Origin of the sequence: Paraburkholderia sp., assembly GCF_047605525.1 — a bacterium.
GTDB lineage: Bacteria > Pseudomonadota > Gammaproteobacteria > Burkholderiales > Burkholderiaceae > Paraburkholderia.
The window spans coordinates 288,170-314,674 of the sequence record NZ_JASGFN010000005.1 but is presented as its reverse complement, the minus strand read 5'-3'; the positions used below and the strand labels follow the sequence as shown (position 1 = coordinate 314,674).

Sequence of the window (26,505 nt, the reverse complement as noted above, 5' to 3'; positions counted from 1 at the left end):
CTCAAAGAAAGAACCGCTCGGTGTTGATGAAACCGCGTGCGTTCTCTTCGCATGCGGTACGGCAGATCTCGGCGACGTCGGGTTGCGCTTCGCTCAGTTCGAGCTTCACTGGTTTGGGCGCGTACTCGGGGTTGGGGTCGAGCGGATGCTGGATCGCGGTGAGCACGACGAGCGTGTTCATCGGCGCGTACAGATCGACGTAGTCGCCAGCCTTCGAGTTGTTGGGCACGAAATCGAGGGTTCCGTCGCGAGTGACGTCGACGCGGCTGAACAGATTGAGCGTCATCAGCAGATCCGACATGCCGAGGCCCCACTTGCCCATTTCGACGAGCAGGTTGTCGGTGCCGTTGCGATAGAACCCGTTGCGCAGCTCCTGGTAGCGGCCCGCGCCGTATCGTTCGAGCACTTCCGCGGCATTCGACACACCGCCGATGCTGTCGTGCCAGCCGCAGGTGTCCGCGACGATCGCGGCTAGTACGCGGCCCATGTCGGAATACAGGCAGTGCCCGGCGGTGAGCTTCGCGGTGTGCTGACACTTCAGCGAATCCGGCAGATTGAGCCGTTCGCTTTTCTCCGTCGCGTTGATCATCATCACGCTGACGTTCGCGCCGCCGCGCAGGTCGGTTACGCGCAGCGACTGTCCGCGCCTGACGATCAGCGACGTATGACCGCCTCCTGGAACGGCTTCTTCAAGCAGCAATTTCATATCCGGATTTCCCTTCAGTCAGAGACTGCTTCGACAGTCGCCGCGCCTTGCACCGCCGCCTGGGCGATATGAACGGCGGACGCGCAATTGCGGCTGCGGTCGAGCGGAATGTTGTAGGTGACGCGCGCGCCATACGCGCCGGGTGCCTGCGGGTCGACACGCACCTTGTCGAAAACCAGCACGCGGCTTCCCAACGTGAAACCTTCTTTCAGATCATGCGTGACCATGAAAATGGTGAGCTTCGATTCGCGCCACAGGTCGGACAGCAGCGCGTGCATGTCCTTGCGGATGCCGGGGTCGAGCGCGCCGAACGGTTCGTCGAGCAGCAGCACGCGAGGCTTCATCATCAGCGCCTGTGCAATCGCGAGGCGTTGCTGCATGCCGCCCGAGAGCTGCCGCGGAAACTTGTGCAAGGCCGTGCCCAGGCCCACGCGGCCGAGCATCGCGGCGGCTTCGTCGGCCGCCGCGCGGCGTCGGGCACCGAACAGCCGTCCTGTGAACCTCGCGCGCGAGAGCTCGAGTCCCAGCATCACGTTGCGCAACACGCTCAGATGGTCGAACACCGAGTAGCGCTGAAACACGACGCCGCGATGCCGGTCCGGCTCGCCCGGCAAGGGCTCGCCGTCCAGCAGGATCTCGCCGCGCGTCGGCCGCTCCTGGCCGAGCAGCAGCCGCAGAAACGTCGACTTGCCGCAGCCCGACGCGCCGACCATCGAGCAGAACTCGCCCTCCCGGATGGTCAGGTTCAAACGTTCGAGCACGACCTGGTCGCCGTACTCTTTCCATACGTTGCGGACTTCGATCATCACGCGCCTCCGCAATACCAGGGGAAGGACCACCGCGTGATCCGGCGCAGCAGTTCGTCGGTGAGCCACGCGAGCAGCGTGATCCACGCGACGTACGGCAGGATCAGATCCATCGACAGATAGCGGCGCACGAGGAAGATCCGGTAACCGAGGCCGTCGGTCGATGCGATCGCCTCGGCGGCGATCAGAAAGAGCCATGCCGCGCCGAGCGACAGACGCATCGCGACCAGCAGGCGCGGCAGCAGTTGCGGCAGCACCAGCCGCAGGATCAGCGTCCAGCTGGTGGCGCCGAGCGTTTGAGCCTTGACCCACATCTCGACCGGGATCTCGCGAGCGCGAGCATGCAGGTCGCGAATGATCATCGGCGTGATGCCGACGACGATCAGCACGACCTTCGACAACTCGTCGAGTCCGAACACGATGAACAGGATCGGCAGCACCGCGAGCGGCGGCACCATCGAGATCACCGTGATGAACGGCGAGAGCGTTGCGCTGACGAGTGGAAACGTACCGGTCGCGATGGCGGCCATCAGTGCGATCAGCGCGCTCACGACGAGGCCGATGCCGAGGCGTCGCAAGCTCGACAGGGTGTCGGCCCACAACAGATACTCGCCGGTGCGCCGGTCCTCGGTGAACGCGGCCGATTTCATCGCATCGCTCATCTGCGTCGCGCCCGGCAGCAGCTTGTCATCGGGATTGACCGAGAGCCGCAGCGAGGAGCCGGTGAAGTAGACCGCCAGGAGCACGACGAACGGCAGCAGGAGCAGCATCAGGCCGCTGGTCCGGCTCGGATGTCGATTGATGAGTCGCATGGTGAGCGCCTTGTTGAAAGCCTGGAATGCCGGTCTCAGAGCTTGCCCGCGGCCGCCATCTGGACGTAGGTCGGGTCGAAGCGCAGCTTGACGTTGTTCCGGTTGCCGACCACGACGCCCTTGTCGAACGCCATGCCGACCGCATCCGCGCTCTTCGCGTCCTGGCCGAGCAGGCCGTGATCGAACGAGAACTTCGCGACGCGTGTCATGATCTTCGGCATGTCGGGGCTGGTGACGAAATCCAGCGCGGCTTGCGGGGAATAGAAGAGGGCGGTGGTCGACAGTTGGCCTTTGAAGTTCGCGAGGTCGGTGCCCGAGGCTTTGGCCATCGCGGTCAGCGCGCTGGTGCTCTGCGCCGAGTCGGCATGCATCAGCGCGACCATCTCGAACCAAGCGCCGGTCAGCGCCTTGCCGAGTGCCGGGTTCTCCTGCAACGTCTTCGTGTTGACGACCATCATGTCCATGATCTCGCCGGGGATCCTGCTGGAATCGAAGACTTCGCTGACGTTCGGCTGCGCCTTCAGGTCGGCGAGCATCGGATTCCAGGTGACCGCGTTGCGAACGGCGGGGGTCGCGAATGCGCCGGAGATGTCGGCATCCGACGTGTTCACCACCTTGAGGTCGCGCTCGCTCATGTGCGCGCTTTCGAGTGCGCGCGCGAGCAGGTAGTGCGAGACGGAGAACTGCACGAGGTTGATCTGCTGGCCCTTCAGGTCGGCGATCTGTTTGCCTTTGCCCTTCATCAGCACGCCGTCGTTGCCGTTCGAATAGTCGCTGACGATCAGCGCGGTCGAATCCACGCCGCCGGAAGCCGGGATCGTGAGCGCATCCATGTTGGTCATCGCGCAGCCGTCGAACTTGCCGGCCGTGTACTGATTGATGGATTCGACGTAGTCGTTCAACTGCACGACATCGACGTTGATGCCGTATTTTTTGGCCCACTTCGAGACGATGCCCTGGGTTTTCGCCTGACCCCACGGCATCCAGCCGGCGTAGATGGTCCAGCAGACCTTGAAGTCGTTGCGGCCCGCGGCGAACGCGTGACCTGATGCGAGTGTGGCGAGGGAGACGGCGGCAATGCCAAGACAGCGAACGAGCTTGAACATGGGTTGACCTCGGAGGGACGGTTGGCGACGGCAGGGAGCAGCGCAAAACATCGCGTTCTCTCCCGGGCTTTTATCCCGCCGTGTAACCTCGCCTGAGGTCGACGGCTCTCGGACCAGCGCCTGCGCGATGCAGGCCGGAACCCTAGCCGTCCATTTCCAGATTGTGTGTTGAACCGGGTGTTGCGCCGGCTCCTTGCGCGCCTTTTAAAGCGGGAAGCGTGCCAGCAGGGAAGTCATGCTGTTGCTATTGATGTTGCGGAGTTCAGTAGGGCATTGTTTGCCCTGCGGCGGGGAAGGTGTGCACTGATGTGTGTCAGCGGGTGCACTTGATTCGGGCGTGGGGTTGAGGGCAACCGACGCTACCCGCGGGAGCGGCCGGACAAGGGATTCGACATGTAATTGCAGGGTTCCTCGACTGCAATAACAGATCAGTATGTCCGTGCAATTGCAAGTGGCTGTCGCGCAAATTTTTTCACTATTTTCATCGGACTGACCTGAAACCTTTCCTGTCATTCTATTGATTGGAATTAGAACACTACTCGCTTGGTCCTCCAAAGCCGCCGTCGGACCTTACTCAATTTCTATATGTTTCCAGAAGTGAGAAATATGTTACATAAACTTACATCAGGAATAAAACAATGACTACTATTATCTGGCTTTCCAGCTCTGAGAGCGGCTAAAAAAGGTGTGGCGCATGCTCATGCCCTTCTTGAAGAACGTTAAGCGGAGCACGCACTGTCCACTTAATCACTCAGGTAAAGAAAAAAATCATCGTGCTGTCACAGTCGGCGGAGTGAGGCGGTTCGGCTTGCCATGCAGGTCGCATGTCTATATTGTCTGGCTGTCGCTGATGTCGGCCAATGCCGCGCATGCGGATCCGGATTTGCTCCAGCTGGACGTGGATGGCAACATCGAGTATCAGGCTACGTCTCCGCACAACGAGCATATCTTCACGCGCGAGGAACTGCTCGCCATGCCCGTGCATGCGATTCAAAGCTCGACCAACTGGACGGGCTCCGAACTATGGGAGGGGCCGCTATTAACCGATGTACTGAAGAAGGCCGGGATTCGAGGATCAACCATTCGCGTGTTCGCCTACGACGATTACAGCCAGGAAATTCCACTGGCATTCATCCGGAAATATGAGCCGATTCTGGCATATCGCGAAAACGGACGCGAGTTGACTCTGAAGGACTTCGGACCTCTGTTCATTATTTTTCCACGCGATCAATATCGTAAAGAATTGAGCACCATCACTAACACGAGGCGATTTGTCTTTCAGATTCGCAGAATCGAGGTTAAATGAAAATCCCGAAATCGAGGGCAAGCAGAATCAGGGTGTCGCTGTCCGCGGCGCTGCTGGCTTTACTCGTCGTTTTGTGGGGTTATTCCGCTTACCTGTTCGTCGTGTCTCGCGCTGACAGCCGGAGCTTTTCCCAGCGCACGACGCAGGACGACTATTTCACGATCGGGCAACTGGAACGCTCGGCCTTGAAAGCGGAAATCGCCGTGTTGCAATACGCGCAAGGCTTGCGGAGCAGGGACGAGGTCACGGTCAGATTCGACGTGTTCGAGTCGAAAGTCGCGTTGCTGTCCGCGCCTACCGACGCGGCGTTTACGTTCAGGACGGAGCCGCGTTCCCGCGCCAGCGTGGAGCAGATCCAGAACATTGCGGAGCGGCTGTCGCGGCAGATAGACGCGCTGGCGGACGGGAAAGAAAATGTCGCGGCCATTTCGGCGACCTTCGATGAACTGCAACGCCCGCTTGCCGAACTCGAGATGATCGTGGGCAACGCCAACAGCAAACGGCGCGACGACGTGCTTCAGGACTACGCAAGGCGCCGGGAGATGCTGATGCAGTCCAGCGCCGGCTCGACCATCGCATTGCTGATCCTCGCATGGCTGCTGGTCAGCAACGCGCGGCGTGTGCGCGAACTCGCGGAACAGCAGCGAACCGCGCTTGAACGGGAGAGAGAGGCGGCGCTGGCGGCGGCCAATGCGGTCAATGCAAAAAACGCGTTCCTCGGCATGATCGGCCACGAATTGCGCACGCCGCTGCAAAGCATCATGGCGGCCACCGACGTCCTCGCGGAACGGCAGTTCTCAGGTACGGACAAGCTGCTGGTCGAGCAGCTTGCGCGCGCGGCCGACGTGCTCGACGCGCAGATGAAGGACCTGACCGACTTCTCCCGCATGGGGGCCGGCAAACTGACGGTGCGCAAGCGCGTGTTCAACTCCTATAACGTTCTGATGGCCGCCGTCGAATCGGTCTCGGAGCACGCGCACCGCAAGGGATTGCAGCTCGAGGTCATTGCGAGCGATCAGCGCGTTTTCAATCTGTCGGATCCGGACCGGATCCAGCAGATCGTCACGAATCTGCTCGGCAATGCAATCAAATACACCGAGCACGGAAAAGTGACGATGCGCGCGTCGCTGCATTGCGGCCAGACGAAAGACGAATTGTCGGTGAGTGTGGAGGACACGGGCATCGGCATCGAGCGCGCGCAGGTCGAGCAGATCTTCATGCCGTTCACGCAACTGCAGTCGTCGGGTTTGCCGCGCCATGACGGGATCGGCATCGGCCTCGCGATCGTCAGGGGGCTCGTGGATCTGCTGGGAGCGGCGATGCACGTGGAAAGCGAACCGGGCAAAGGCAGCACTTTCCATGTCGTGTTCCCGCTGGAAAAAGTCAATGCGCCGCCCGCCGTCCCGACGCAGGAGACGACGCCCCCCGATCCTGCGGCGCAGCGGCAAGTCCTCGTGGTCGACGACCACGAATCGGTCAGAGGTTCGCTCAACGCGATCCTGACGTCGTACGGGATCGGCTGCACGGTCGCGTCCAATGCCCGGGAAGCACTCGGGATTAGCGCGCGCCAGCGGTTCGACGCCATCGTGGTGGACATCAATATGGCCGACGTGAACGGCATCACGCTCGCACAGGAAATCCGCGGCACGGAGGGAGCGAACCGGGACACGCCGCTCATTGCCTGCAGCGCGCTGGTTCCGGAACTGCTCGCCCCGGAGAGCCGCGAGCTCTTCGAGCACTATCTGACGAAGCCTGTTCGGGCCGACATCCTCAAGGTGGCGCTCGACGCGGTCTGGGCCAGCAACAGCCCGGTTCCCTGACTGCCGCGGTGTTGCCGGCCTGGGCGGCCGGTTTTTCAGGTCCGTCTATTTCGTCATCAGCCGCTTGCTGATCTCGGCGGCCAGCAGCGGGAGTCGGGCGGGCTTTTCGAGCACGTTGACGTCGAACGCGGTGATCACCCGCGCAATTTCCGACTCGTTGACGTTGCCGGCTTCCAGTTGCCCGGTCAGGATGAATACGGGCGCCTTCGGGTTGCCGGTCTGACGAATCTCGCTGATGGCGGCCTCGGCCGTTTCGGTGCCGAGCAGCCAGTCGATCACGAAGGCGTCGAACCGCGTATGCCGAAGCGCCTTGCGAAAGCTCGACGCATCGTAGTAAGGCGTGGCGTTGAAACCCTTCTCGTTCAGATACAGGCAGATCGTGTCGGCCGTTTTCAGGCCATTGGCGCCGCGGCCGCCATCGTCGTCGACGACGGCCACCGCCGGTTGGACGGTCTCCGGCGGGCGCGGGCGGATCTCGATCAGTTCGACGACGTGCTTTATGCCGATCGGCGCGCTCTCGGGCGAATAGATGCGCCATACCCCCGACATGTGCACGGCAACGTATTCCGGTGACCGGCCCGCGGGCACTTCGCCGCCAAGCCAGACGACGCACGGCAACAGCTTCGAGCCCACATCGAGCAGCGCGGGCGTGCCGGGTTGCCGGCCGGATGGGGATGGGGAATCGACCAGTACCGTAATCGGCTCGTCGAACGCATTGGCAATCTGCTTGAGTTCAATGACCGTCCAGTTGCTTTGTCCGCGCATTTTGCGATGTGCCTGCGCAAAGCTGAGTCCGAGCGTTTTCGCAAGCGTGCCGGCATGTTTCTGCCGCGGGACTTGATGGCGATCCATGAGCTGGGCGACACAGTTCGCCACCAGCAGATTGTCCTGCGAGTGTTGCATTCCGTCGGTGTTCCTTTCTGATGCGGGTTGAGAAGCCTAACACCCCCCAGAACCGCGTGACATTAGGGCAAGCGGGCCTAGGCGCGGTCCCTGAAAATCACTCGTTGCATTTTGTTACATAAAACTATTGTTAAATGCAACAGCAAGCCACGTTTACCAAATTGACAGGCGCATTAGACGATTGGTACTCTCATCAAATGCAATGCTGGTTGCATTTGATGCAAGGAAATTTTGCTGCATAGAGATCAGGTCCCGGTAATTCGGTAAATATCTCCGTGCAGCATCGGCCTGGATGCGCCTGCTAACCGTGCGTTTCCGTACGAACGGCGGGTCATGCCACAACCTCGCGTTGCACTGTCCCGGCCTGTTTTGTCATCCGCCTGTATCGATTCCCTTGCAGCGGAGGGCTAAGCACGCCTTTCTCGATGTAAGTGCTGTTTTTTAAACAATGGGGGTACGCCATGCTTCAAGCCAGGTCCGCAGTTAAAACCCTTTCTCGACGCCGGCGTCAATTCGGCCAGGGGATGACCGAATACATCATCATCGTCGCGCTGATCGCGGTGGCGGCTATCGGTGTGTATGCGGCGTTCGGCAAGACCATCCGCAACCAGACAGCGGGCCTCGCGCTCGAAATGGCCGGCGATTCGAACTCGGCCAACGCGATCCAGAACGCCGATACGGCCGCCAAGGACGCGAGCTCGAAGGGTAATACGCAGAAGACGCTCAACACGTACAACAACGGCAATCACTAATACGGCCGGGCGGATTCAAGCGATGAAAACCCACCTCGAACGGCGTCGTGCTCGCCGCCTTGTCCAGCGGGGACAGGCGATGCCGTTCGCCCTGGTTTTTCTGGTCGTCGGGGCGGCCGCGTTGTATCTGGCATTCAACGCGGCCCAACTCGCTCATGCCAAGACCAAGGAGCAGGACACCGCCGATTCCGCGGCGTTCAGCGTCGGCGTGCTGCAGGCGCGCGATCTGAACTTTGCCGCATACACGAATCGGGCGATGGTCGCCAACCAGGTGGCGGCCGCGCAGATGGTCAGTATCAAGTCATACGTCGACGAACTGGCGGGCACGTATAAGAGCACGCACTGGTTCGACACGTTCATCGAATCGACGGCACTTATATCCGAGCCATGGACGCTGCCTAAACAGACCGGCAGCGCGGTGCTCGACGTGGCAAAGAGCGCGCTGGATACCGCCACGCGCATTGCCACCGTCGCCATCGACGAGCTCGACAAGGTGCTCAGTACCGAGCAGGCGGCGTTTCACGATTCGATCGTGCTGCAGATTCCCGTCGTGGCCGAAGAAGTCGCGCAAGCCAACGAACCGAATTCGCACGTCACCAAGACCTATTTCGCCACGCGCGGCGCGCTCGCGCTCAACTCGACGCTCAGCTTCGCGAAGCGCAATACGCCAGCCGGCACGACCGGCGCGGATCGCTTTGCCGACGTCGTGACCGACAAGAACACGCTCGATCAGTTCGTTCAGCAGCGCGGCGCCAATCTCCGCGATCCGTTCGTCGCGAGTATCGTCGAAGAATGCCCGGGCTTCAGTGCCATTGGCGCGGACAACAATCACCGCGGCGGCACACAGTTGCGTCAGGACAAGCGCGGCTGGGAAAGCCTCGACGCGACCGACGTAAATGGCGGCTGGGTTTGCGTCTTCGAAGTCGGCGCCGTCGGCGGTCCGATCATCGACGCCGCCGGCTATGGAGGGGCGGCCAACGGTCCGGGCGGCGGCTATTCCGGGACGCGAGGCTATGGCGGCTACGACAACTTCGGTGGCGCGCTTACCAGCGCGCTCACGGAGATCGCCGCACGCAAGCAGTACAAAATGGGCGCGGGCAAATCGCTATCGTCGACCAATGGCGGTCTGCAACCGTATCTCGAACTCTCGACACTGAAAACGCCCGCCGACGGCAACGACTTCAATCGCGCGCCGGCCATCACCGTCGAAGTGCAGCGCGCATCGTCGTCGATCAGCACCACCGACCAGTTGCACATCGCCAACGGCCGCCTGCAGGTCACGGACGGCACGGCGAGCAACCAGATGCGTTCGGTGGCGAGCGCGAGCGCCTATTTCATCCGGCCCGCGGATTCGTCGTCGGGCGCGGCGGGCGCGCTGAACAATCTCACGCACTGGAAGCGCGACGACAACAAGTGGGAGTACCCGAGCCTCTTCAATCCGTACTGGCAGTCGTCACTCGTCGCCACCAATATGGAGGCGCTCGAAGCGGCGGATCTCGCGCAATCGGCGGGCGCGCCATGAACCTGCGACGCAAGACGTTGGCGGCGCGCTCGCGCCGCCGGGCACAGCGGGGTCAGGCGCTCGTCGAAGTACTGGTGATCGCGGGCAGCGCGCTGATTCTCGCGTTCCTCGGAATGAACATGATCGGACATCTGAGCGACGCGCGCGATCGCACGTTGTCGGCCTCGCGTTATGCCGCATGGGAGCGCACGGTCTACTTCGACGACAGGAGCTGGGCGCCCGCCTACGGCAGTGCGATTACGAAGAGCGATACGCAGATTCGCAGCGAGATCGCGCAGCGCGTACTCGGCCACGACACGAAGATCGCCTCGCAGGACAGTTCGGCCAACGCGCTCGCCGCGCAGCCGGAGCCGATGTGGCGCGACGTCGCCGGCAAGGACATGCTCAAGCAGTACAACGACCTGCAGGTGAGCCATTCGACCTCCGATACCGGCACGATCGCCGACAAGGCCCTCGGGCTACTCGGCTCCGTCAGCGGCATCGGCGCGGGTTTTGATCTGCCGGTGAAAAACCAGCAGACGGCCCGGGTTTCGCTGCACATGGGCTACGACAACCCGACGCTCTCGAATCTGTGGCCGTCGTGGCAGGGCGTCACGTTCACCGACCACAACGCGCTGCTGACCAACACATGGACGCCGGACGGCAGCGACAAGGCCAGGGCGATGATCGCCGATGCCGTGCCGACCGCGAAAGGCGCGGTGATCGAATACGGGCTCGACGTGCTGGCGCCGTTCGGCATAGACATCGCGCACCTCGATCTCGGCCGCATCGAACCGGACGTGGTGCCGCAGGACCGGCTGGGGAACAAATGATGCTCGCACCGCACGCTCCTGCCGTGCCGGCAGGCCCGACCTTGTCCGCGGACGTGCGCGGCGTCTCGTACGCGCGTTGGCTGCGTCTGCTGGCGGTCTGCTGCTTCGCGTTCGGCGCGGCGACCCGCGCGTTCGCCGGCGATGCCTGCGACGACATGCCGGTGACCGGCCAGAAGGTGGAGTGGGTCGGCCACGATATGGTCATCAACGGCACGCCGACGCAGGTCGCGCTCATCACCTTCGACAAGTCGACCAGTCAGATCGCCGATGCGTTCAGGACGTACTGGGTCGAGCACAATGTCGCGACGCACCAGATGCACAATCAGAAAACGCTGATACTCAGCGCGCTGTCCGCGCAATGCAGCTATACGCTGCAACTGCCGCCGAACCAGTCGGCGCCGGTTCGCGGACTGTTCAGCGCGATGCGTCTGACCGATGCCCAGCCGCTGCCACGCGCGTTGCGTCCGGATAACTATCCGTTGCCGATGGGCAAGGTGCTGCTCGACATGACGAGCAACGACGACGGCATCGTCGCGCGCACCGTGCAGATGTCGCTGTCCGAGCCGTCGCTTGCCCAGGCGAGCGCGGCGTATGCCGATCAGCTCAGGAAGGACGGCTGGCACACGGTGGCGGCCGGCCCGGCGATCGGCCGGCCGAATAGCGCGCCGTTCGGGCAGGCGCTCTCGATGCAGAAGAACGGCTATCGCCTCGATGCCGCATTTACCCAGGGCAGGGGTTCGACCTCGGTGGTGATCAATGTTGCCTATGAATGAACCGCGCCGCGTGCGCCGCTTCCCCCGTTTGCATGCGCCACGGGGCCGCCAGACAGGCCAGGCCTATGCCGAATATATCGTGATCGTTCTGCTGGTCGTCGTCGTGCTGATCGCCGGCGACAACTCGGTGATCGCGCAACTGCTGGCGGCTTTCAAGTCGTTTTACCACGCGTATTCGTACACGCTGTCCATGCCCTGAACCAACTCATCGCGACCCTTCATGATGTTCAAGAGAATTAAAACACACACGCTCATCAATAACCCCTGGGTGCTGCTCGGCGTCGCGGTGATCGCGGCCGGGCTGCTCACGTGGTCGATGTTCCGCTATATGTCCGGACGCGAAGCGGCCATGCGCGAGTCGTTGATGGAATCGATGAACGCGCGCAATCAGGTGTCGGTGCTGGTGCCCGTGATGGACCTGAAGCCCGGCGCGCCGCTCACCTCCGACAATTTCGCCGCGCGTGACGTGCCCGCCGATTTCGTCTACGACGACACGGTGCGCGCGCAGGACTTCGATTCGTTGTCGAAGCTCACCCTGGTGCGTCCGGTGAAGCGCGGCACGCCGGTGCGGCGCGCCGACATTTCGTCGTTCCAGGCGCGCGATTTCAGCGACATGCTCAAGCCCGGCACCCGCGCGCTGACGATCGATATCGACACCACCAATTCGGCGGACAACATGCTGAAGCCGGGCAACCGGATCGACCTGTTCATGATCGCCACACCGGGCGAGGGCTCGGATGCGGGCAGCCACGGGCAGTCCGCGCAACTGCTGCTGTCGGATCTGGCGGTGATCGCCACTGGCCGGGACGTGCGCCCGCGCGATTACGGGGAGGAGCTCGCGCAGCAGGACGACGGGCCGCAGCGGCAGGGCTACGACAGCGTGACGTTGCAGGTGAGCCCCGAGCAGGCCGCGAAGATCGCGCTGGCGCAGAAGGTCGGCACCTTGCGCGCGGTGCTGCGCAACCGCTCGGACAAGCAGGCCACGCCGCCGGTCACGGTGCAGCAGGCGGCGCTGTTCGGCGACGACGACAACGCAGGCATTCAATACATCGTCGGCGGCAAGGGCGAGAGCAGCGTTTCGACGCGCCCGGCGCTCGACACCAAGCCCGCCGCCAATGCGCACGCGGCCGCCGTCGCCGACGTCGAGCAGCGCATGGCGGCGATCAGCGATGCGCAGCAGCGCGCGGTTCAACAGATGCAGGACGCCGTCAACGGGCGTATCGGACGCGCGAGATGACGGCCGGGTCGGCGAAACCGCCGTATCTGGCCGCACGGCCCTCCTTTCCAATCATTCCTTCTTCACCCATGACGACCAATCGAGAACATAAAACGGGGCGCATTATCCGGGGAGTCCATCTGGCGTTTGTGACGAGTCTGGCGCTGACCTCGCTTCACGGATACGCCGAAGCGCCGCCCGCCGCGAGCGGCCCGGCCGCCGCCTCGGCGCCGCTTGCCGACGGCGGCGAGCCGGCCCCGGCGTCCGCTTCCGCTCAGGCTTCCGCTTCCGCGCCTGCCGCGCTCGTGCCTGAACGGTCTGGTCCGGCAAGGAATATCGAGCCGTCCATGGCGAGCGCCTCGACCGCGGCGCCCGCGGCGTTGCGGCGCGTCAGGTATCGCCCGCCGGTTGTGCGCGACGACGATGACGCGCTCGTCGAATACGCTCAGGGCGTGCCGTCGACGCTTTATCTGTACAAGGGCGAAGTCAAGGTCATTCCGGTGCAGGGCAAGGTAAAGCGCGTTGCGGTAGGCAACGGCGATGTGATCAACGCGTCTGTCGTCGACCATCAATTGCTGCTGCTCGCGCAGCAGCCCGGCGATACCTCGCTGGTGGTCTGGACCGACTCGGGCATCGCGCTGCGCACCAAGATCTCGGTGTCCGCGCAGGACCGTTCGACCACGCTCTCGCGCCTGCAGCACTCGCTCGGCTTTGTCGAGGACCTGCGCATCGACGCCGACGGCAATCGCTTCGTGGTGCGCGGCAAGGTGCACCCGGAACAGAAGGATCTCGTCGCGACCGCGCTGCAAGGCATGCCCGACGTGGTCAATCTGATCGAGGTCGACGACGGCGCGTCGCTGAAGAAGACCGTCCACTTCAAGATGGACATCCTCGAAATCTCGAAGACGGCCGAGCGCAACCTGGGCATCGCGTGGGATCAGCAGATCAACGGTCCGCAGGCGTCGGTGGCGGGCAATGCGATCCGTACCGGCCGCTATCGTCCGTTCCCGGACACCGGCACCGCTTCGTTCGACAACGCCCCGAGCGCGGCGGGGGGCGCCGCGAGCGGCGCGTTCCTCGGCATTGCCACGTCGATCTTCTCGAAGATCAACCTGCTGGTCGACGACGGCGACGCTTACATCCTCGCGTCGCCGGAACTGAATTCGAGAAGCGGCGGCAAGGCCACGTTCCTTTCGGGGGGCGAGGTGCCGATTCCGGTGTCGGCCGGCTTCGGCGCGCAGGACGTGATCTACAAGGAATACGGCATCCGGCTCGAGATCGCGCCGACCGTCGATGCGCGCAACGTGATCTCGACCGACCTGCTGACCGAAATCAGCCAGATCGATCCGACCGTGCAGGTGCAGGGCTATCCGGCGTTCATCACGCGGCGCACCACCTCGCAGTTGTCGGTGCGTCCGGGCGAGACGCTGGCGCTTGCCGGCCTCATCAGCGCGGACGCGGCCACGGCGGTCGACAAGTTGCCGCTGCTCGGCGACATCCCGGTGCTGGGCCATCTGTTCAAGTCCACTGACTTCCGCAACAACAAGAGCGATCTGGTCGTACTCGTCACGCCCTACATCGTCGATGCGGACAGCGACAAGAATGCCGAGCTGACGACGCGCGGCTCCGACATTCAGGCCGATTACCGCCACGAGTACGGCAATCCGAGCCCGCTGCCCGACGCCAACGCACAACGCAGTGAAGCGCTGCGCGAGGAAGAGGAAAAGCGCGCGCGGCGCGAATCGGCGCCGTCGTCGTCGGCATCGCCCGCGGTTCTCGACCGCTCGATGTACGGCAATTGATGAAGTTCAGGCAGCAGCGATGCGCCGATGTCCGGCGCATCAGCCAACCAATCGGCAACAGGCGGTGAATGATGGAAAACGTCCAGGCATTGCAGGTGTCGGTCACGGGACGCGACGGCAAGGCGCAGCTTCACGTGCTGGAGGCAGGCGCGACCCTCGGCAAGGATCCGGCTTGCGACATCGTGCTCAAGGGCTTGCTGATAGGCAAGGTGCAGGCGAGCATCGAGCCGCGTCATGGACATTGGTATATCGAAGACAAGGGCGGTCTTGCCTCGACCATGGTCAACGGCAGTCCGATCACTTCGTATGGGCCGTTGACGGAAACCGACCAGATCGAGATCGGCTCGTTTCGCATCGGCGTAACGCTCGCGGCGCACGGCGCGCCCGGAGCGGGCGGACTGCATCTGGTGGACAGTCATGCGAAGCCGGCGGCGGCGCTTTCCCGGCAGGCGGACGAATCCCGGCCGCAGATGCACACGCAGCAGGCCGCGCACGCGCTGGAAGCCGTGCCGATGCCGCTCGAGGCAGCGGCGCAACAGCCGCGCATCGAAGAAGCGTCGCCGCTGCGCACCGGCACCGATGGACTCGCCGTGATCGGCAAACTGGCGGGTGGCGTCGTCGCGATGCCGCGCGAGCGCAACGCATCGGGCGGCGCGCATCACGCTCATGCCGCGGCGCCGGCGGTGCCGGTGCGTGATGCCGTCGCGGGGGCGCCCGGTGCACAGGACGCGCGAAAAACGCCGGCAGCGCCGCAAGCGCAGGATGAGCCGCAATGGCTGAATACGCCCGAAGGCATCGAGCTGCGCAAAACGGGCCATGCGCGGCTGATCGCGGCGATCGATTTGCGCCGTCTCAACGTGGCGAGCATGAGCGAAGCCGAGTTGTCGACCACGATCAGCGGCCTGTTGCGCACGGTGCTCTCGTCGGATCCCATCTTCGAGCGCCCCGGCATTCCGACCGACGCGCTCTTCAAGAGCATCTTCGACGAAGTGATCGGCCTCGGGCCGCTCGAGTCGCTGCTCGCCGACGAGTCGATCACCGAAATCATGGTGAACCGCTACAACGAGATCTTCATCGAGCGCGGCGGTCAACTGAGCCGCTCGTCGACGATCTTTACCGACGATCAGGCCGTGCTCGGCGCGATCGAGCGGATCGTCGCGCCGCTCGGGCGGCGTATCGACGAAAGCTCGCCGATGGTTGACGCGCGCCTGAAAGACGGCTCGCGCGTCAATGCGGTGATTCCGCCGCTCGCGCTGAAAGGCCCGAACATCACGATCCGGAAGTTCTCCAAACGCAAGCTGCAAGGCGAAGACCTCGTGCGCTTCGGCTCGCTGTCGGCACAGATGCTGGCGTTCCTGCGGGTGGCGGTGGAACTGCGCGCGAACATCGTGATCTCGGGCGGCACGGGGTCGGGGAAGACGACGCTGCTCAACGTGCTGTCCAACTTCATTCCGGATAACGAACGCATCGTGACCGTGGAGGACGCGGCGGAGCTGCAGCTCTCGCAAAGCAACCTCGTCTCGCTCGAGGCGCGGCCGGCCAACATGGAAGGCAAGGGCGCCGTGCCGATCCGCGATCTGGTGAAGAACACGCTGCGGATGCGCCCGGACCGCATCGTGGTCGGCGAGTGCCGCGGCGGGGAAGCGCTCGACATGCTGCAGGCGATGAACACCGGCCACGACGGCTCGCTCACGACCGCGCACGCCAACTCGCCGCGCGATTGCCTGTCGCGTCTCGAGGTGATGACGCTGATGGCGGGTCTCGATCTGCCGGTCAATGCGATCCGCGAGCAGGTGGTGTCGGCGGTCGACATGATCGTGCAGCAGACACGCTTTTCCTGCGGGACGCGGCGCGTCACCCATATCACCGAGGTGAGCGGCATCGAGTCGGGCACCGTGCAGTTGCAGGACGTGTTCGTGTTCAAACAAACAGGCTACGGGGAAGACGGCAAGGTGCAGGGAACGTTCCACTCGACGGGCTATGTGCCGGATTTCTACCAGGACCTGATTCGCCGCGGCATCGCCGTCGATACGTCGATCTTTCAGGACTAGCGCGAGGCTCCGCCATGAATACAGTTCTGATGATGGGCGCGGCCTTCGTGCTGCTGACACTGGTGTCGTGGGGCATCGTCTCGCAAGGCAAGACGTGGTTCGTGCGCCGCACCGCGCAGGTGGGCGACGAAGTCGGCTCGAACCTGGCGGACCTGTTCATTTTCATCAGCACCCAGCAGGTGGCCGCGGCGAGCGCGCTGGCGGTGGTGGCGATTCCGCTCCTCGTGTACGTAGTCACGCAGAACGTCGTCCTGACGGTCATCTCCGTGCTGCTGAGCCTGCTCGCGCCGCGCATGATCGTGCGCCACATCCAGCGCCGCCGCCTGCATCAGATCGAAAAGCAGTTGCCCGATGCGCTGCTGATGGTGGCGAGCGCGCTGCGCGCCGGCGCGAGCTTTCCGGTTGCGCTCGAAAGCGCGGCTCAGGAAACGCGGCCGCCGATCTCGCAGGAACTGGCGCTGCTGATCCGCGAGATCCGTCTCGGCGTGGATATGGCCGACGCGCTCATGCACATGGAAAAGCGCATTCCGATGCAGGATTTCCTGATGGCGACCGCGGCCATTTCGATTTCGCGTGAAGTGGGCGGCAATCTCGCCGAAACGCTCGAAACGGTGGCGCGCACGCTGCGCGACAAACAGCAGATGGAAGGCAAGATTCGCTCACTGACCGCGCAGGGCAAGGCGCAAGGCTGGGTGATGACGCTGCTGCCCATTTTCCTGATGGTCGTCCTGAGCCATATGGATCCCGTCGCGATGGACCCGCTCTTCAACAAGCCCATCGGCTGGGCCACGCTGTCGGTCATCGCGGTGATGGAGTTTCTCGGCTACAAGGCGATCCGCAAGATCACCAATATCGACGTGTGAGCGCCATGTATCTCGCTATCGCTTTCTGCATCTCTCTTGGTCTGATCGTTTTTCTTGGCGTGATCGTGCGCTCGCTATCGGTGCTCGGCAAGCATGTGCCGGGCGAAGACCGCGAGTTTCTCGATCCGCTTTCGACGCCGCTGCGCATACTATGGCCGCTGGTGCGCTTTCTCGACTTTTATTTCGGCCGCCTGTATCCGTCCGCGATCGTCAAGCGAGTCGAACTGCAATTGCAACTGACCGGCCGCAGCTATCTGCTGTCGGCGCGGCAGTTCATTTCGCTGTCGCTGGTGGCGGCGACGCTCGCGTTCGTGATGGCACTGCTGGTCGTGCACTGGCTCGGCCTCGACAACACGCTGTTTCCGCTGGTGGCCGGCGCGATCGGCTTCTTTCTGCCGCGCCTGTGGCTGCGCGACATTCGCGCCCGCACGGTCAAGGAGGTGGAAAAGCAGCTCCCGGTGTATCTGGACTTTCTCACGCTCAGCATGGAAGCCGGTCTGAACCTTAACGGCGCGCTCGCGCAGGCGGTGGGCAAGGGGCCGGCCGGCGCGCTCAAGCGCGAATTCGAACACGTCCTGCGCGATATGAAATCGGGCTTGCCGCGCGCGGACGCATTGCGGCGCATGGACGAACGCCTGCAGGTCCGTGAGGTGACCAACTTCGTGAGTTCGGTGGTGCAGTCCGAGCGCATGGGCGGCAGTATTGCGACCACGCTGCGCTTCCAGTCGGAGCAACGCCGCACCGAGCGTTTCCAGCGCGCCGAGAAGCAGGCGATGGAAGCGCCGGTCAAACTGATCTTCCCGCTGGTGGTGTTCATCTTTCCGGTGACCTTTATCGTGCTCGGCTTTCCGATCGTGATGAAGTTCATGCAGGAGGGACTGCTGTGAAGCCCGCGCGGATTTCGGCCGGCGGCGCGCCGCTCACGCTCGATCTGAACGTCACGACGAGGATGATCGATCGGCTCAAGGGCTGGATCGGACGCAAGTCGATTGCCGAGCGCGATGCATTGCTGATTCAGCCCTGCAATTCGATTCACACGTGGTTCATGTCCGCGCCGATCGACGTGGTGTTCCTGGACCGCCACCGCCGCGTCGTCGGCGTGCGCGACAACGTCGGGCCTCGCCGCCTGTGCATGCACTGGCGCGCGGCGGCGGCGCTCGAGCTGCAGGCAGGCCGCAGCGCGGCGCTGGGTCTGGCACCGGGCGTGCAGCTCGACATCGACGACGGAGACACACGATGACGCACAGCGCGATTCGCGGCGCGATGCATGGCCCTCGCGCGCCGGGCCGCATGGGCGCGCGGCACGCGCAGCGTGGGCAGTCGGCGGTGGAGTTCATCATCGCGCTGCCGGTGCTGCTGCTGCTCTGCCTCGGGCTGATCCAGTTCGGTCTGCTCTATCAGGCAAAAAGCACGGTGAACTACGCGACGCTGATGGCGGCGCGCGCCGGCGCGGTGCAGAACGGGCAGAAGAGCGCGATGCTCGACGGCTTCGGTCGCGGCATCGCGCCGCTCTTCGCGCATTCGACAGGCATCGCGACGCAGCAGACCGCCGTGCTCACCGCGACCGTCGAAGCGCGCAACCCCGGCATCACCCGCCTGACGGTCATCAACCCGACCAGTGCGGCGCTGGCCGATTTCGGCCGCTCGAAGTACTACGCGGGCAAGAACGTGACGGAGATTCCGAACGACACGCTGATGTATCGCAATACGAAGCCCGGCGCAAGCTCGGGCCTGTCGATTCAGGATGCGAACCTGCTGAAGATCAGCATCACGTATTGCTACGATCTCTATGTGCCTTTCATCAACCGGGTGGTGTTCTATCTGGTGAACGGCGTCAGCAACATCTATTCGACCGGCACGACGGGCGGCCTCGGCGTGCCGACGAAAATGAACAGTTGCTACGGCTATTCCAGCGTGTCGGGCGGCTTTCGCATTCCGCTAGAATCCGAAGCGATCGTGCGGATGCAATCGCCGTATCGAGGAGGCTGACCGATGGGCGATCATGACAGGACGCCGGCCGCGCGCCTGCGACGCGTAGCGGCGCTGGCGGGACTTGCGGCGCTCGTCGTTGCGTGCAACGGCGCGGCGCGTGCGCAGAGCGCGCCACAACGCGCCGTGCCTCGGGTTGAGCCGATGCGCTCGCCGCAATCGGTCGTGTCGGTGGTGCACGAGGATGGCGTCGAGATCATCACATCGCGTACGATTGCGCCGATGCCGGCAGCCGTCGGCGCATCAGGCGCAAGCGCCGCGCCGGCCCAGCGCGATATGCCGTCCGCTCCGCCGGGTGGAGCGGCGCTCGCGTCGTTCAGCCGCCCGCGCCAGCATGCGCCGATGAACGCGACCTTGTCGGCGAGCGATCCGGGCATGGTGGCCGACGACGTGCGCGGCGACCATCGGTTGCGCGCGAATCTGCTCAATCCCGACGGCACGGCGAACGAACAGGCCGACAATAGCGCGCATCAATTGGTGAACGCGCGACGCGCGGAATCCCAGGCGGATCTGAAGGACGCGCTCGCCGCGTTCGACGCCGCCAAGCGCAACGGCGCGAGCCGTACGAGACTGAACGAATTACAGGCGCAAATCCGGACCGATCTCGACGAGATTCATATCCTCACGCGCAGCCAGCAATCAGGAGCCCAGTGAATTGACTTCCAGGTCACGCATTCTTATCGCTACACGCCGTTCGATCGCCGTTACGGCGCTGCTCTCCGCCAGCGCCGTCCTGGTGCTCGCGGGCTGTCATCGCAAGCAGGAAGAAGCGGCGTCGGACACTTCGTCCGCCAGGGTAGTACCTGATAGCGCGGCGAACAGCGGCGCATCGGCGGCGAGTGGGGCGGCTGCCGCCGAAGCCGCGCCGGCCGCCGCGAGCGCGGCCGCTCCGGCTTCGGCCGACGCACAGCAGATCGACGTGGCGAGCCTCAGCGCAGGCGCGTTTGCCGTCGGCCAGAGCGGCGACGACTGGTTCCGGCTGCTCGACGGCGTGCCCGACTCGCCGGGCATCCAGGTCAACAGCAACCCTTATGAGCTGGTACTGGCACTGCCGGGCGACGCGCAGATTGCGTCGTTCGCGTTCGTGAGCAGCCCGCAACGCCAGGTGACGCCGCATCACGTCAAGGTCGACACCGCGGCGAGCGCGAACGGCCCCTGGACCACGGCCTACGATGCCGACATTCCGGGCGCCGACAACATCCAGCCTGGCGTGGTCGTGCGCGCGCCGCTTGCGCAACCCGTCACCGCGAAGTTTCTGCGTCTGACGCTGTCGTCGCCGCCGGAGCAGGCGCCGAACGGCATCGGCCTGAGCCGCTTCTCCGCGTACGGCACGCCGGGCGCCGCGCAGTCGGTGCGCGAGGTGGCGGGCCTCTATCACTTCCCGCTGAATTTTGGCTCGAGCGGCTACGTGCTGCTGCAACAGCAAGGCGCGAGCGTCGAAGGCTGCTACTTCGAATCGCAGGGCAGCGATCCGGTCCGCGTATCGCAAGTGCTCGGCACGATCGTCGGCGGGATCGAGCAGGGCGGCTATCTGCGGCTCGCGCGCAACGAGCAGCAATCGAAACTCAGCACGCCGGGCATCATGGCGTTCAGCCCCGACGGCAAGCAGGCATTCTCCGCGCTCTTCACGGCCGATGCGCATACGTTCTCGAACGTCGCCGAAAGTCCCGGCGAGCGGGTCGGCCCGTCGAAACTCACCTGCGATCCGTCGGGCGGCCAGAGCGACCCCGTGGCTTCGCAGCTCGAACAGACGGGCCACGTGCAACTGTATGGCGTGAACTTCGATCTCGACAAAAGCACCTTGCGCGCCGATGCCAAACCGGTGCTCGACCGCATGGCGACGCTGCTCAAGGCGCATGCCGACTGGAAGATCGAAGTGGCCGGCCATACCGATTCGACGGGCGAGGACGCGCACAACATGAAACTCTCGCAGGATCGCGCGGATGCGGTCGCGCAGTATCTGAAGAGCGCGGGCGTGACCAGCACGCTGACGTCGAAGGGCTACGGCTCGACGCAGCCGCTCGTGCCCAACACGACCGATGCACTGCGCGCGCAGAACCGGCGCGTCGAGCTCGTCAAGCAATGAGACCCGCTTGCCGCCTCGTCGCGCTGCTCGGCATCGTGCTGGCCGTGGTGTCGGCGTCGGCGTGGGCGGGCGGCGGGGTGAGCTACGTCATCGGCGGACATACGCTGCCGGCGCATGACAGCCGCGTGCGGGTGCTCGGCGCGACAGCGGAGCCGCGGAACAGCGTCGGCGCCGACGCGGGCTCCGACGCCGATGCCGATTCCGATTCCGATTCCGATTCCGACGCGCCGGGCGCGCGCGGCGTCGTGCTCGCCGGCGCGACGCTCACTCTGTCCAATCGGGCGTCCCAGCCGCGCGCGAGCGCATGCGCCGACTGCAACTACGCGACGATGGAGCCGCTCATCCGCGTCGCATCGCGTGCCGCGGGTGTCGATCCCGCGCTGGTTGCCGCGGTCATCGACGTCGAGTCGGGCTTCAACCGCCGGGCGGTGTCGCCCGCGGGCGCCCGAGGTCTGATGCAATTGATGCCGGCCACCGCGCAGGGCTTCGGCGTTTCCAACGTCTATGATCCGGTGCAGAACGTCGCGGCCGGTACGCTGTATCTCGGCCAGATGCTGCGGCAATTTTCAGGCAATCTGTCTTATGCGCTGGCGGCCTACAACGCCGGCGAAGCAAACGTGCGCACCTACGGCGGCATCCCGCCGTTCGCCGAAACGCAGGCATACGTCCCGCGCGTGCTGTCGCGCTACGCTGCATTCAAGGCGCATAGCGTGACCGAACGCAACATGGCCGAACCCGAACCTCGCGCGATACACATGACGCTCACCGACTATCGCTAGATTGAACTCGCCGTGCGCGGCGCCGGTCATTACGACCTGGGCTCAGAGATAACAGCAGGAGAAAAACGATGAACGGCAGCAAGAACCATCCGGTTGAAATCAGCGTGCGCAAGCGTGTTTCGCAGTTGCGGCGCGTGCTCGTGATCGCGGTCGCCGCCGCGTGCGCGGCAGGCGTCTCGCAGGCGCGGGCCGAGGTTGCGTGCGATGCGCCGTGGATGCATCAGGGCGGCGGTTTCACCACGACGTCCTCGCCGAGCCAACGCACGACGGTATTCACGGTGGTCCAGTTTTCGAAACGCGACGGTAACAACTGTAACGGCCAGATCCGCGCGGTGATGAATATGTCGATGGGCGGTCAGCCGGTTCAAAGCGAATCGAATGTCAAGTTCGAGATTGCCGACGGCAAGGTGCAGGTGCAGACGGAAGCCGTCGCGGGTTCGATGAACAGCCAGGCGGGCACGAGCACTTTCGGTGCGACGATGTCGTCGCAGACGGTCGGCGTGCTGAGCTATGTCGGCGAAATCACGAGCGATGGGCAGCGTATCCCCGGTACCCGCAGCGAAGGCACGATGTCCGGCAAGCTCGCGAACATGGGGCAGACGATGGGCACGATGGCGGCGCCGAAATTCGTCACGACGACGAGCGACAAGCAGGTCGGCAAGCAGGAACAACTACAGACGCCGGTCGGCAAGTTTGCGTGCTGGCCTGTTACATATGATCGCAACATCCGCGCCGACAATGTGAAGATGATGAGCCGTACCGTCAACCTGAATACGCAGATGCACGTTGTCGATCACTTCTGTCCGGCAACCGGCCTCGTCATGCGTCAGGACATGACCACCAACGGGAAGCCGGTGTCGCTGACGGTCAGCGCGCTGCATTGAGCCGCATCCCATTGTCTTGCTTCCACCCATTCAAGGACCCATCGATGAAGATCCGCCGAAACGCATTGCTCAAACTCTCCGCTCTCTCCTTCAGCGCCGCTTGTCTGGCGCTGGGCGCGAGCGGCGCGAACGCGCAGAGTCAGGACGCGACCCAGAAGCTCATGAAGTCGGGGGTTTTGTTGGCCGCGAACAATGCACGCGTCGCCTCGGAAGTGTGCGGCGTCGATGCGTCGACGGTGTCGAACTACAAGAACTCGGCGAGCAAAAAGTTCGGCCAGGACCCGAGCTTCGCAACGGACTGGGACACGGGCTGGAAGAACGCAGCGAAAACCGTCGCCAGTTTCCAGCAGATGAAAACCAGCAATCCAAAGGAATACGACGAGCAGAAATCGGCGACCTGCGGCGATTTGCAGGAGCAAATGAAGCTGTAGAGATAGTTTCACGGGCGCGCTCGTTACGCTGGTTGCTCGCGATCCAAATGACCTGCTCCAGGCGAGCAGTCAGCGCTGACGACTGTGTCGACTCGATGAATACTCCACTGGGCTCTCTCATGCGAGAGTCGCTTCATAGGCACTTACGTCCTATCGCCGAGGTCAAGTTGGCCCTGCCCGATAGAGCGGACAAAATTGCGAAGCCCCTTGTCGTCAGAATAGATGCACGTCACAAGACGACTGCGCGCAATCGCTACGATCTGGTGATCGAACTTGACCATGCTCCAGACCGCGTTCTGCTTGCCCTTCCTGTTGCCTGAAGATAGTGTTGCCCGAATGCCAATCGAACACTCGATTGCGGCGCGTTGATCGAACGGAACAACTTCAAAGCCGAATGACCGGCTAAATTCGTTCGAGCGAATCTGCTGAATGCCGACGGCACGGCCAACGCGCAGGCGGACAACAGCGCGCGCCAACTGGTCAATGCCCGGCGCGCGCAGATACAGGCGGACCTCAAGGACGCGCTGAAAGCCTTCGACGACGGCAAGCGCAACGGCGCGAACCGCCGGGAGTTGAATCAACTTCAAGCGCGTATCAGGAGCGATCTCGACCAGATCGATATCCTGACGCACAGTCAACAATCTGGAGCCGATTGAATTGAGCAGGCAAGTCCATCCTCTTCGTTTTTTCCGAGCCCTCTACGCGGTGATCTCGTGTTCCGTACTGAGCGGCATGCTGTTGTCCGGCTGTCATCACAAGGATCGCGACGCGGCGGCGGGCACCGCGGCGTCGAGCGTGGAAAGCAGTGTGCCGGCGTCGGGCGCGGCGAGCGGCGCGGCTGAAGCGAGCGGTGCGAGCGCTGCAGCGGCGGATGGCGCGAGCGGTGCGGCGGCGTCGAATACGGCGGCGTCCGACAATCAGCCGGACCTCGCGAGCCTCATTTCCGGCACGTTCCCGGTGAACACGAGCTACCGGTCGGACGAGTGGATTCCTCTCGTGAACGGCGTGACAGGGCCGAGGAAGGTCGGCATCCGTTCGAGGCACAACCCGTACGAGCTCACACTTGCGTTGCCCGGCGAGGCGTCGATCACGTCCTTCGCCTTCAAGTCCGTGGCGGCCTGGGACCTGACTGCACATCACGTCAAGGTCGAGGTATCGGACAGCAGCGCGAGCGGCCCGTGGAGCACCGCTTACGATGCGGACCTTCCGCCTACCCCCCAGGCGCGCGTGGACGATGAAGCCGCCGTGTTTACCGCCAGGTTGCAACAGCCCGTCAGCGCACGGTTCCTGAAGCTCACGCTGTCTTCGCCGCCCGTCGACGGCAAGCCCGTCGATCTCGGCCTGACGCGTTTTTCGGCGTACGGTACGCTGGCTGCGGCCGAGTCGGTACGCAACGTGGCGGGCATCTACCAGTTTCCGGGGACCCTCTTCGAAGGGGAGGGCTACGTATTGCTCCAGCAGCAAGGCGCGAGCGTGGAGGGCTGCTACTTCGAAGCGACGGATAACAGCGGCCTCACGATTCCGAAGGGCGTGAAGAAGGTGCTTGGAACCATCACGGGCGGTATCGAGCCGGGCAGTTATCTGCGGTTCATGTACTACGACGTCGCGAAGAAGACCAGCAAGCCGGGCGTCATGGTGCTCAGCCCAGACGGCGCGAAACCATATATGCAGATCTACAACGGCGACGCGCATACCGTCGGCAGCGTCGACGACAGTCTCGGCGATCGCCGGCAATCGCTTGGCCAGTTGAGTTGCGAGCCTTCTGGCCAGAGCGGCGGCGCGACCGCCGAGCAACTGGAGCAGACCGGTCGTGTGCAGCTTTACGGCGTGAACTTCGATCTCGACAGGAGCACCTTGCGTTCCGATGCGCAGCCGGTACTCGACCGGATGGCTACGCTGCTGAAAGCGCATCCGGACTGGAAGATCGAAGTGGCGGGTCATACCGATTCGACCGGTGGCGATGCGCATAACATGAGTCTGTCCCAGGAGCGTGCTGAAGCTGTCGTGCAATACCTGAAGACCGCAGGTGTAACTTGTACACTCACGGCCAGGGGTTATGGCTCGACACGACCGCTCGTGCCGAATACGTCCGACACGTTGCGTGCGGAGAATCGCCGCGTCGAGCTCGTCAAGCAATGACGCGCAGCCACGTCGGCCTGCCGGTTTGGATACCGCTCGCTACGATGCGTTTCGCAGCAGGTATGCGCAGTAATGGCCATCGACCATGTAATCTGGAGGACGGACGTGATACAGAAAGACGCCGCACGCGGCGCACTCTCTTGCCGGCACGCATCTTTTACATTGCGGCGTCTGCCACTGCTGATCGGAGCGCTGATTGGCGTGGCGGCCACTCAGCACGCGCACGCGGAGCTGGCTTGCGATGCCCCCTGGATGCATACGAACGGCGGCTATACGACAACGATCTCGCCGGGCGATCAGAAAATTGATTACCTTGTCACGTCATTTTCGAAACACGACGGCAACAACTGTAATTTTGATCTGCGCGTGAACATGAAGCTTGCGATTCCCGGGCATGATTCGGCTGGTAATGTCGGCTTTCACGTCACGATCGACGGCGGCAAGGTGCATATCGAGCGTCAGACCGCCAAGGGCAATGAACAGAGTCATACCGATCAGGTCGCGTTCAGCGGCATCGCGTCAGCACAGACCACGGGTCTGCTGAGTTATGTCGGCGAGATTACCGGCGAAGGGCAGCGGCTTGCCGGTACGCGCACCGAATCGTCGGTGTCCGGGAAGGTAGCGATGGGGCCGGGAGGAGGCAGCTTGCCCGTCTCGATTCCCAGGACTGTGATCTCCACCACCGAGAAGCAGGTGGGCAAGCAGGAACAGCTCACTACCGCAGTTGGTAAATACGAGTGCTGGCCTGTCAGTTATGACCAGCGCACGCAGAGCAACGGTATGCAGCTAATGGGCCGCACCGTGAACATGGATAACGTCGTCCATGTCGTCGATCATTTCTGTCCGGCAGCGGGCCTGGTGATGCGCAGTGAACGAACCGGCGGTGGCCAGTCGAGTTCGAAAGCGATTACCGCATTGCATTGAACGTCGTAGTGGCCTGATCGGAG

The 26,505-nt window shown here is 63.5% G+C and carries 27 protein-coding genes and 1 riboswitch; of the genes, 21 read left to right on the top strand and 6 right to left on the bottom strand.

Annotation, left to right across the window (positions count from 1 at the left end):
* Position 1 precedes the first annotated feature (1 nt).
* From QM685_RS10065 to QM685_RS10050, 4 genes are read right to left on the bottom strand one after another with little or no spacing between them, the layout of a single operon-like run.
* Positions 2–706 (bottom strand): urea amidolyase associated protein UAAP1, encoded by a 705-nt coding sequence (locus tag QM685_RS10065; RefSeq protein WP_415115280.1) that lies wholly within the window; start codon positions 704–706, stop codon positions 2–4.
* Positions 707–720: 14 nt separating this feature from the next.
* Complete coding sequence (locus QM685_RS10060; protein ID WP_415115278.1) at positions 721–1,512, bottom strand: ABC transporter ATP-binding protein; 792 nt, start codon at positions 1,510–1,512, stop codon at positions 721–723.
* Positions 1,512–2,324, bottom strand: a complete 813-nt coding sequence (locus tag QM685_RS10055) for an ABC transporter permease (RefSeq protein WP_415115276.1) — start codon at positions 2,322–2,324, stop codon at positions 1,512–1,514. The genes QM685_RS10060 and QM685_RS10055 overlap by 1 nt, the downstream gene beginning before the upstream one ends.
* A gap of 35 nt (positions 2,325–2,359) precedes the next feature.
* On the bottom strand, positions 2,360–3,430 hold the full coding sequence (locus QM685_RS10050) for a putative urea ABC transporter substrate-binding protein (RefSeq protein ID WP_415115274.1): 1,071 nt from the start codon (positions 3,428–3,430) through the stop codon (positions 2,360–2,362).
* A 57-nt stretch (positions 3,431–3,487) separates the two neighbouring features.
* Positions 3,488–3,587: riboswitch (guanidine-I (ykkC/yxkD leader) on the bottom strand.
* Between the two features lie 537 nt (positions 3,588–4,124).
* Between QM685_RS10050 and QM685_RS10045 the strand changes: the two genes are divergently transcribed.
* Positions 4,125–4,736 carry a molybdopterin-dependent oxidoreductase gene (locus QM685_RS10045; protein WP_415115271.1) on the top strand — a complete coding sequence of 204 codons (612 nt, stop codon included), beginning with the start codon at positions 4,125–4,127 and terminating at the stop codon, positions 4,734–4,736.
* Positions 4,733–6,556 carry a hybrid sensor histidine kinase/response regulator gene (locus QM685_RS10040; RefSeq protein WP_415115269.1) on the top strand — a complete coding sequence of 608 codons (1,824 nt, stop codon included), beginning with the start codon at positions 4,733–4,735 and terminating at the stop codon, positions 6,554–6,556. Before QM685_RS10045 ends, QM685_RS10040 begins: the two co-directional genes overlap by 4 nt.
* A gap of 45 nt (positions 6,557–6,601) precedes the next feature.
* On the opposite strand, the gene QM685_RS10035 is transcribed toward QM685_RS10040, so the two are convergent.
* Entirely contained in the window at positions 6,602–7,459 is an 858-nt protein-coding gene (locus QM685_RS10035; RefSeq protein ID WP_415115267.1) for a helix-turn-helix domain-containing protein, read from the bottom strand.
* Positions 7,460–7,920: 461 nt separating this feature from the next.
* On the opposite strand from QM685_RS10035, the gene QM685_RS10030 reads away from it, so the two are divergent.
* The 17 genes from QM685_RS10030 (at position 7,921) to QM685_RS09950 (ending at position 23,419) form a co-directional block, all read left to right on the top strand.
* Positions 7,921–8,211, top strand: a complete 291-nt coding sequence (locus QM685_RS10030) for a Flp family type IVb pilin (RefSeq protein WP_415115265.1) — start codon at positions 7,921–7,923, stop codon at positions 8,209–8,211.
* 22 nt (positions 8,212–8,233) lie between these two features.
* Positions 8,234–9,733 (top strand): hypothetical protein, encoded by a 1,500-nt coding sequence (locus QM685_RS10025; RefSeq protein WP_415115263.1) that lies wholly within the window; start codon positions 8,234–8,236, stop codon positions 9,731–9,733.
* Positions 9,730–10,545 carry a hypothetical protein gene (locus QM685_RS10020; RefSeq protein WP_415115260.1) on the top strand — a complete coding sequence of 272 codons (816 nt, stop codon included), beginning with the start codon at positions 9,730–9,732 and terminating at the stop codon, positions 10,543–10,545. Before QM685_RS10025 ends, QM685_RS10020 begins: the two co-directional genes overlap by 4 nt.
* On the top strand, positions 10,542–11,318 hold the full coding sequence (locus QM685_RS10015) for a hypothetical protein (RefSeq protein ID WP_415115258.1): 777 nt from the start codon (positions 10,542–10,544) through the stop codon (positions 11,316–11,318). The genes QM685_RS10020 and QM685_RS10015 overlap by 4 nt, the downstream gene beginning before the upstream one ends.
* Entirely contained in the window at positions 11,311–11,517 is a 207-nt protein-coding gene (locus QM685_RS10010; RefSeq protein WP_415115256.1) for a hypothetical protein, read from the top strand. Before QM685_RS10015 ends, QM685_RS10010 begins: the two co-directional genes overlap by 8 nt.
* A gap of 21 nt (positions 11,518–11,538) precedes the next feature.
* Complete coding sequence (cpaB, locus tag QM685_RS10005) at positions 11,539–12,555, top strand: Flp pilus assembly protein CpaB (protein WP_415115254.1); 1,017 nt, start codon at positions 11,539–11,541, stop codon at positions 12,553–12,555.
* A 128-nt stretch (positions 12,556–12,683) separates the two neighbouring features.
* Positions 12,684–14,336, top strand: a complete 1,653-nt coding sequence (locus QM685_RS10000; protein WP_415115252.1) for a type II and III secretion system protein family protein — start codon at positions 12,684–12,686, stop codon at positions 14,334–14,336.
* Positions 14,337–14,404: 68 nt separating this feature from the next.
* Positions 14,405–16,387 (top strand): ATPase, T2SS/T4P/T4SS family, encoded by a 1,983-nt coding sequence (locus QM685_RS09995; protein ID WP_415115250.1) that lies wholly within the window; start codon positions 14,405–14,407, stop codon positions 16,385–16,387.
* Positions 16,388–16,401: 14 nt separating this feature from the next.
* Positions 16,402–17,250, top strand: a complete 849-nt coding sequence (locus tag QM685_RS09990; protein ID WP_415115248.1) for a type II secretion system F family protein — start codon at positions 16,402–16,404, stop codon at positions 17,248–17,250.
* A 5-nt stretch (positions 17,251–17,255) separates the two neighbouring features.
* Positions 17,256–18,137 carry a type II secretion system F family protein gene (locus tag QM685_RS09985; protein WP_415115246.1) on the top strand — a complete coding sequence of 294 codons (882 nt, stop codon included), beginning with the start codon at positions 17,256–17,258 and terminating at the stop codon, positions 18,135–18,137.
* The gene (locus tag QM685_RS09980; RefSeq protein WP_415115244.1) at positions 18,134–18,490 is read left to right on the top strand and encodes a DUF192 domain-containing protein; all 357 of its coding nucleotides are present in this window, start codon (positions 18,134–18,136) and stop codon (positions 18,488–18,490) included. Before QM685_RS09985 ends, QM685_RS09980 begins: the two co-directional genes overlap by 4 nt.
* The gene (locus QM685_RS09975) at positions 18,487–19,239 is read left to right on the top strand and encodes a TadE/TadG family type IV pilus assembly protein (RefSeq protein ID WP_415115242.1); all 753 of its coding nucleotides are present in this window, start codon (positions 18,487–18,489) and stop codon (positions 19,237–19,239) included. Before QM685_RS09980 ends, QM685_RS09975 begins: the two co-directional genes overlap by 4 nt.
* 3 nt (positions 19,240–19,242) lie before the next feature.
* Complete coding sequence (locus QM685_RS09970) at positions 19,243–19,893, top strand: hypothetical protein (protein ID WP_415115240.1); 651 nt, start codon at positions 19,243–19,245, stop codon at positions 19,891–19,893.
* A gap of 1 nt (position 19,894) precedes the next feature.
* Positions 19,895–21,325 (top strand): OmpA family protein, encoded by a 1,431-nt coding sequence (locus QM685_RS09965; RefSeq protein ID WP_415115238.1) that lies wholly within the window; start codon positions 19,895–19,897, stop codon positions 21,323–21,325.
* Positions 21,322–22,104, top strand: coding sequence for a lytic transglycosylase domain-containing protein (locus tag QM685_RS09960; RefSeq protein WP_415115236.1), 783 nt, complete (start codon positions 21,322–21,324; stop codon positions 22,102–22,104). Before QM685_RS09965 ends, QM685_RS09960 begins: the two co-directional genes overlap by 4 nt.
* 68 nt (positions 22,105–22,172) lie before the next feature.
* Positions 22,173–22,988: a hypothetical protein gene (locus QM685_RS09955; RefSeq protein WP_415115234.1), complete on the top strand. Its 816-nt coding sequence runs from the start codon at positions 22,173–22,175 to the stop codon at positions 22,986–22,988.
* A complete protein-coding gene (locus tag QM685_RS09950; protein ID WP_415115232.1) occupies positions 22,985–23,419 on the top strand; it encodes a hypothetical protein in 435 nt (144 codons plus the stop codon). Before QM685_RS09955 ends, QM685_RS09950 begins: the two co-directional genes overlap by 4 nt.
* A 143-nt stretch (positions 23,420–23,562) precedes the next feature.
* On the opposite strand, the gene QM685_RS09945 is transcribed toward QM685_RS09950, so the two are convergent.
* Complete coding sequence (locus QM685_RS09945; RefSeq protein WP_415115230.1) at positions 23,563–24,051, bottom strand: hypothetical protein; 489 nt, start codon at positions 24,049–24,051, stop codon at positions 23,563–23,565.
* Positions 24,052–24,076: 25 nt separating this feature from the next.
* On the opposite strand from QM685_RS09945, the gene QM685_RS09940 reads away from it, so the two are divergent.
* Complete coding sequence (locus QM685_RS09940) at positions 24,077–25,558, top strand: OmpA family protein (protein ID WP_415115228.1); 1,482 nt, start codon at positions 24,077–24,079, stop codon at positions 25,556–25,558.
* Between the two features lie 105 nt (positions 25,559–25,663).
* On the top strand, positions 25,664–26,482 hold the full coding sequence (locus tag QM685_RS09935; RefSeq protein WP_415115226.1) for a hypothetical protein: 819 nt from the start codon (positions 25,664–25,666) through the stop codon (positions 26,480–26,482).
* Positions 26,483–26,505: the final 23 nt, after the last annotated feature.

Coding starts and splice junctions, on each gene's coding strand:
- QM685_RS10065 (WP_415115280.1), bottom strand. CDS start 706: ATGAAATTGCTGCTTGAAGAAGCCGTTCCAGGAGGCGGTCATACGTCG.
- QM685_RS10060 (WP_415115278.1), bottom strand. CDS start 1,512: ATGATCGAAGTCCGCAACGTATGGAAAGAGTACGGCGACCAGGTCGTG.
- QM685_RS10055 (WP_415115276.1), bottom strand. CDS start 2,324: ATGCGACTCATCAATCGACATCCGAGCCGGACCAGCGGCCTGATGCTG.
- QM685_RS10050 (WP_415115274.1), bottom strand. CDS start 3,430: ATGTTCAAGCTCGTTCGCTGTCTTGGCATTGCCGCCGTCTCCCTCGCC.
- QM685_RS10045 (WP_415115271.1), top strand. CDS start 4,125: ATGCTCATGCCCTTCTTGAAGAACGTTAAGCGGAGCACGCACTGTCCA.
- QM685_RS10040 (WP_415115269.1), top strand. CDS start 4,733: ATGAAAATCCCGAAATCGAGGGCAAGCAGAATCAGGGTGTCGCTGTCC.
- QM685_RS10035 (WP_415115267.1), bottom strand. CDS start 7,459: ATGCAACACTCGCAGGACAATCTGCTGGTGGCGAACTGTGTCGCCCAG.
- QM685_RS10030 (WP_415115265.1), top strand. CDS start 7,921: ATGCTTCAAGCCAGGTCCGCAGTTAAAACCCTTTCTCGACGCCGGCGT.
- QM685_RS10025 (WP_415115263.1), top strand. CDS start 8,234: ATGAAAACCCACCTCGAACGGCGTCGTGCTCGCCGCCTTGTCCAGCGG.
- QM685_RS10020 (WP_415115260.1), top strand. CDS start 9,730: ATGAACCTGCGACGCAAGACGTTGGCGGCGCGCTCGCGCCGCCGGGCA.
- QM685_RS10015 (WP_415115258.1), top strand. CDS start 10,542: ATGATGCTCGCACCGCACGCTCCTGCCGTGCCGGCAGGCCCGACCTTG.
- QM685_RS10010 (WP_415115256.1), top strand. CDS start 11,311: ATGAATGAACCGCGCCGCGTGCGCCGCTTCCCCCGTTTGCATGCGCCA.
- cpaB (WP_415115254.1), top strand. CDS start 11,539: ATGATGTTCAAGAGAATTAAAACACACACGCTCATCAATAACCCCTGG.
- QM685_RS09995 (WP_415115250.1), top strand. CDS start 14,405: ATGATGGAAAACGTCCAGGCATTGCAGGTGTCGGTCACGGGACGCGAC.
- QM685_RS09990 (WP_415115248.1), top strand. CDS start 16,402: ATGAATACAGTTCTGATGATGGGCGCGGCCTTCGTGCTGCTGACACTG.
- QM685_RS09985 (WP_415115246.1), top strand. CDS start 17,256: ATGTATCTCGCTATCGCTTTCTGCATCTCTCTTGGTCTGATCGTTTTT.
- QM685_RS09975 (WP_415115242.1), top strand. CDS start 18,487: ATGACGCACAGCGCGATTCGCGGCGCGATGCATGGCCCTCGCGCGCCG.
- QM685_RS09970 (WP_415115240.1), top strand. CDS start 19,243: ATGGGCGATCATGACAGGACGCCGGCCGCGCGCCTGCGACGCGTAGCG.
- QM685_RS09960 (WP_415115236.1), top strand. CDS start 21,322: ATGAGACCCGCTTGCCGCCTCGTCGCGCTGCTCGGCATCGTGCTGGCC.
- QM685_RS09955 (WP_415115234.1), top strand. CDS start 22,173: ATGAACGGCAGCAAGAACCATCCGGTTGAAATCAGCGTGCGCAAGCGT.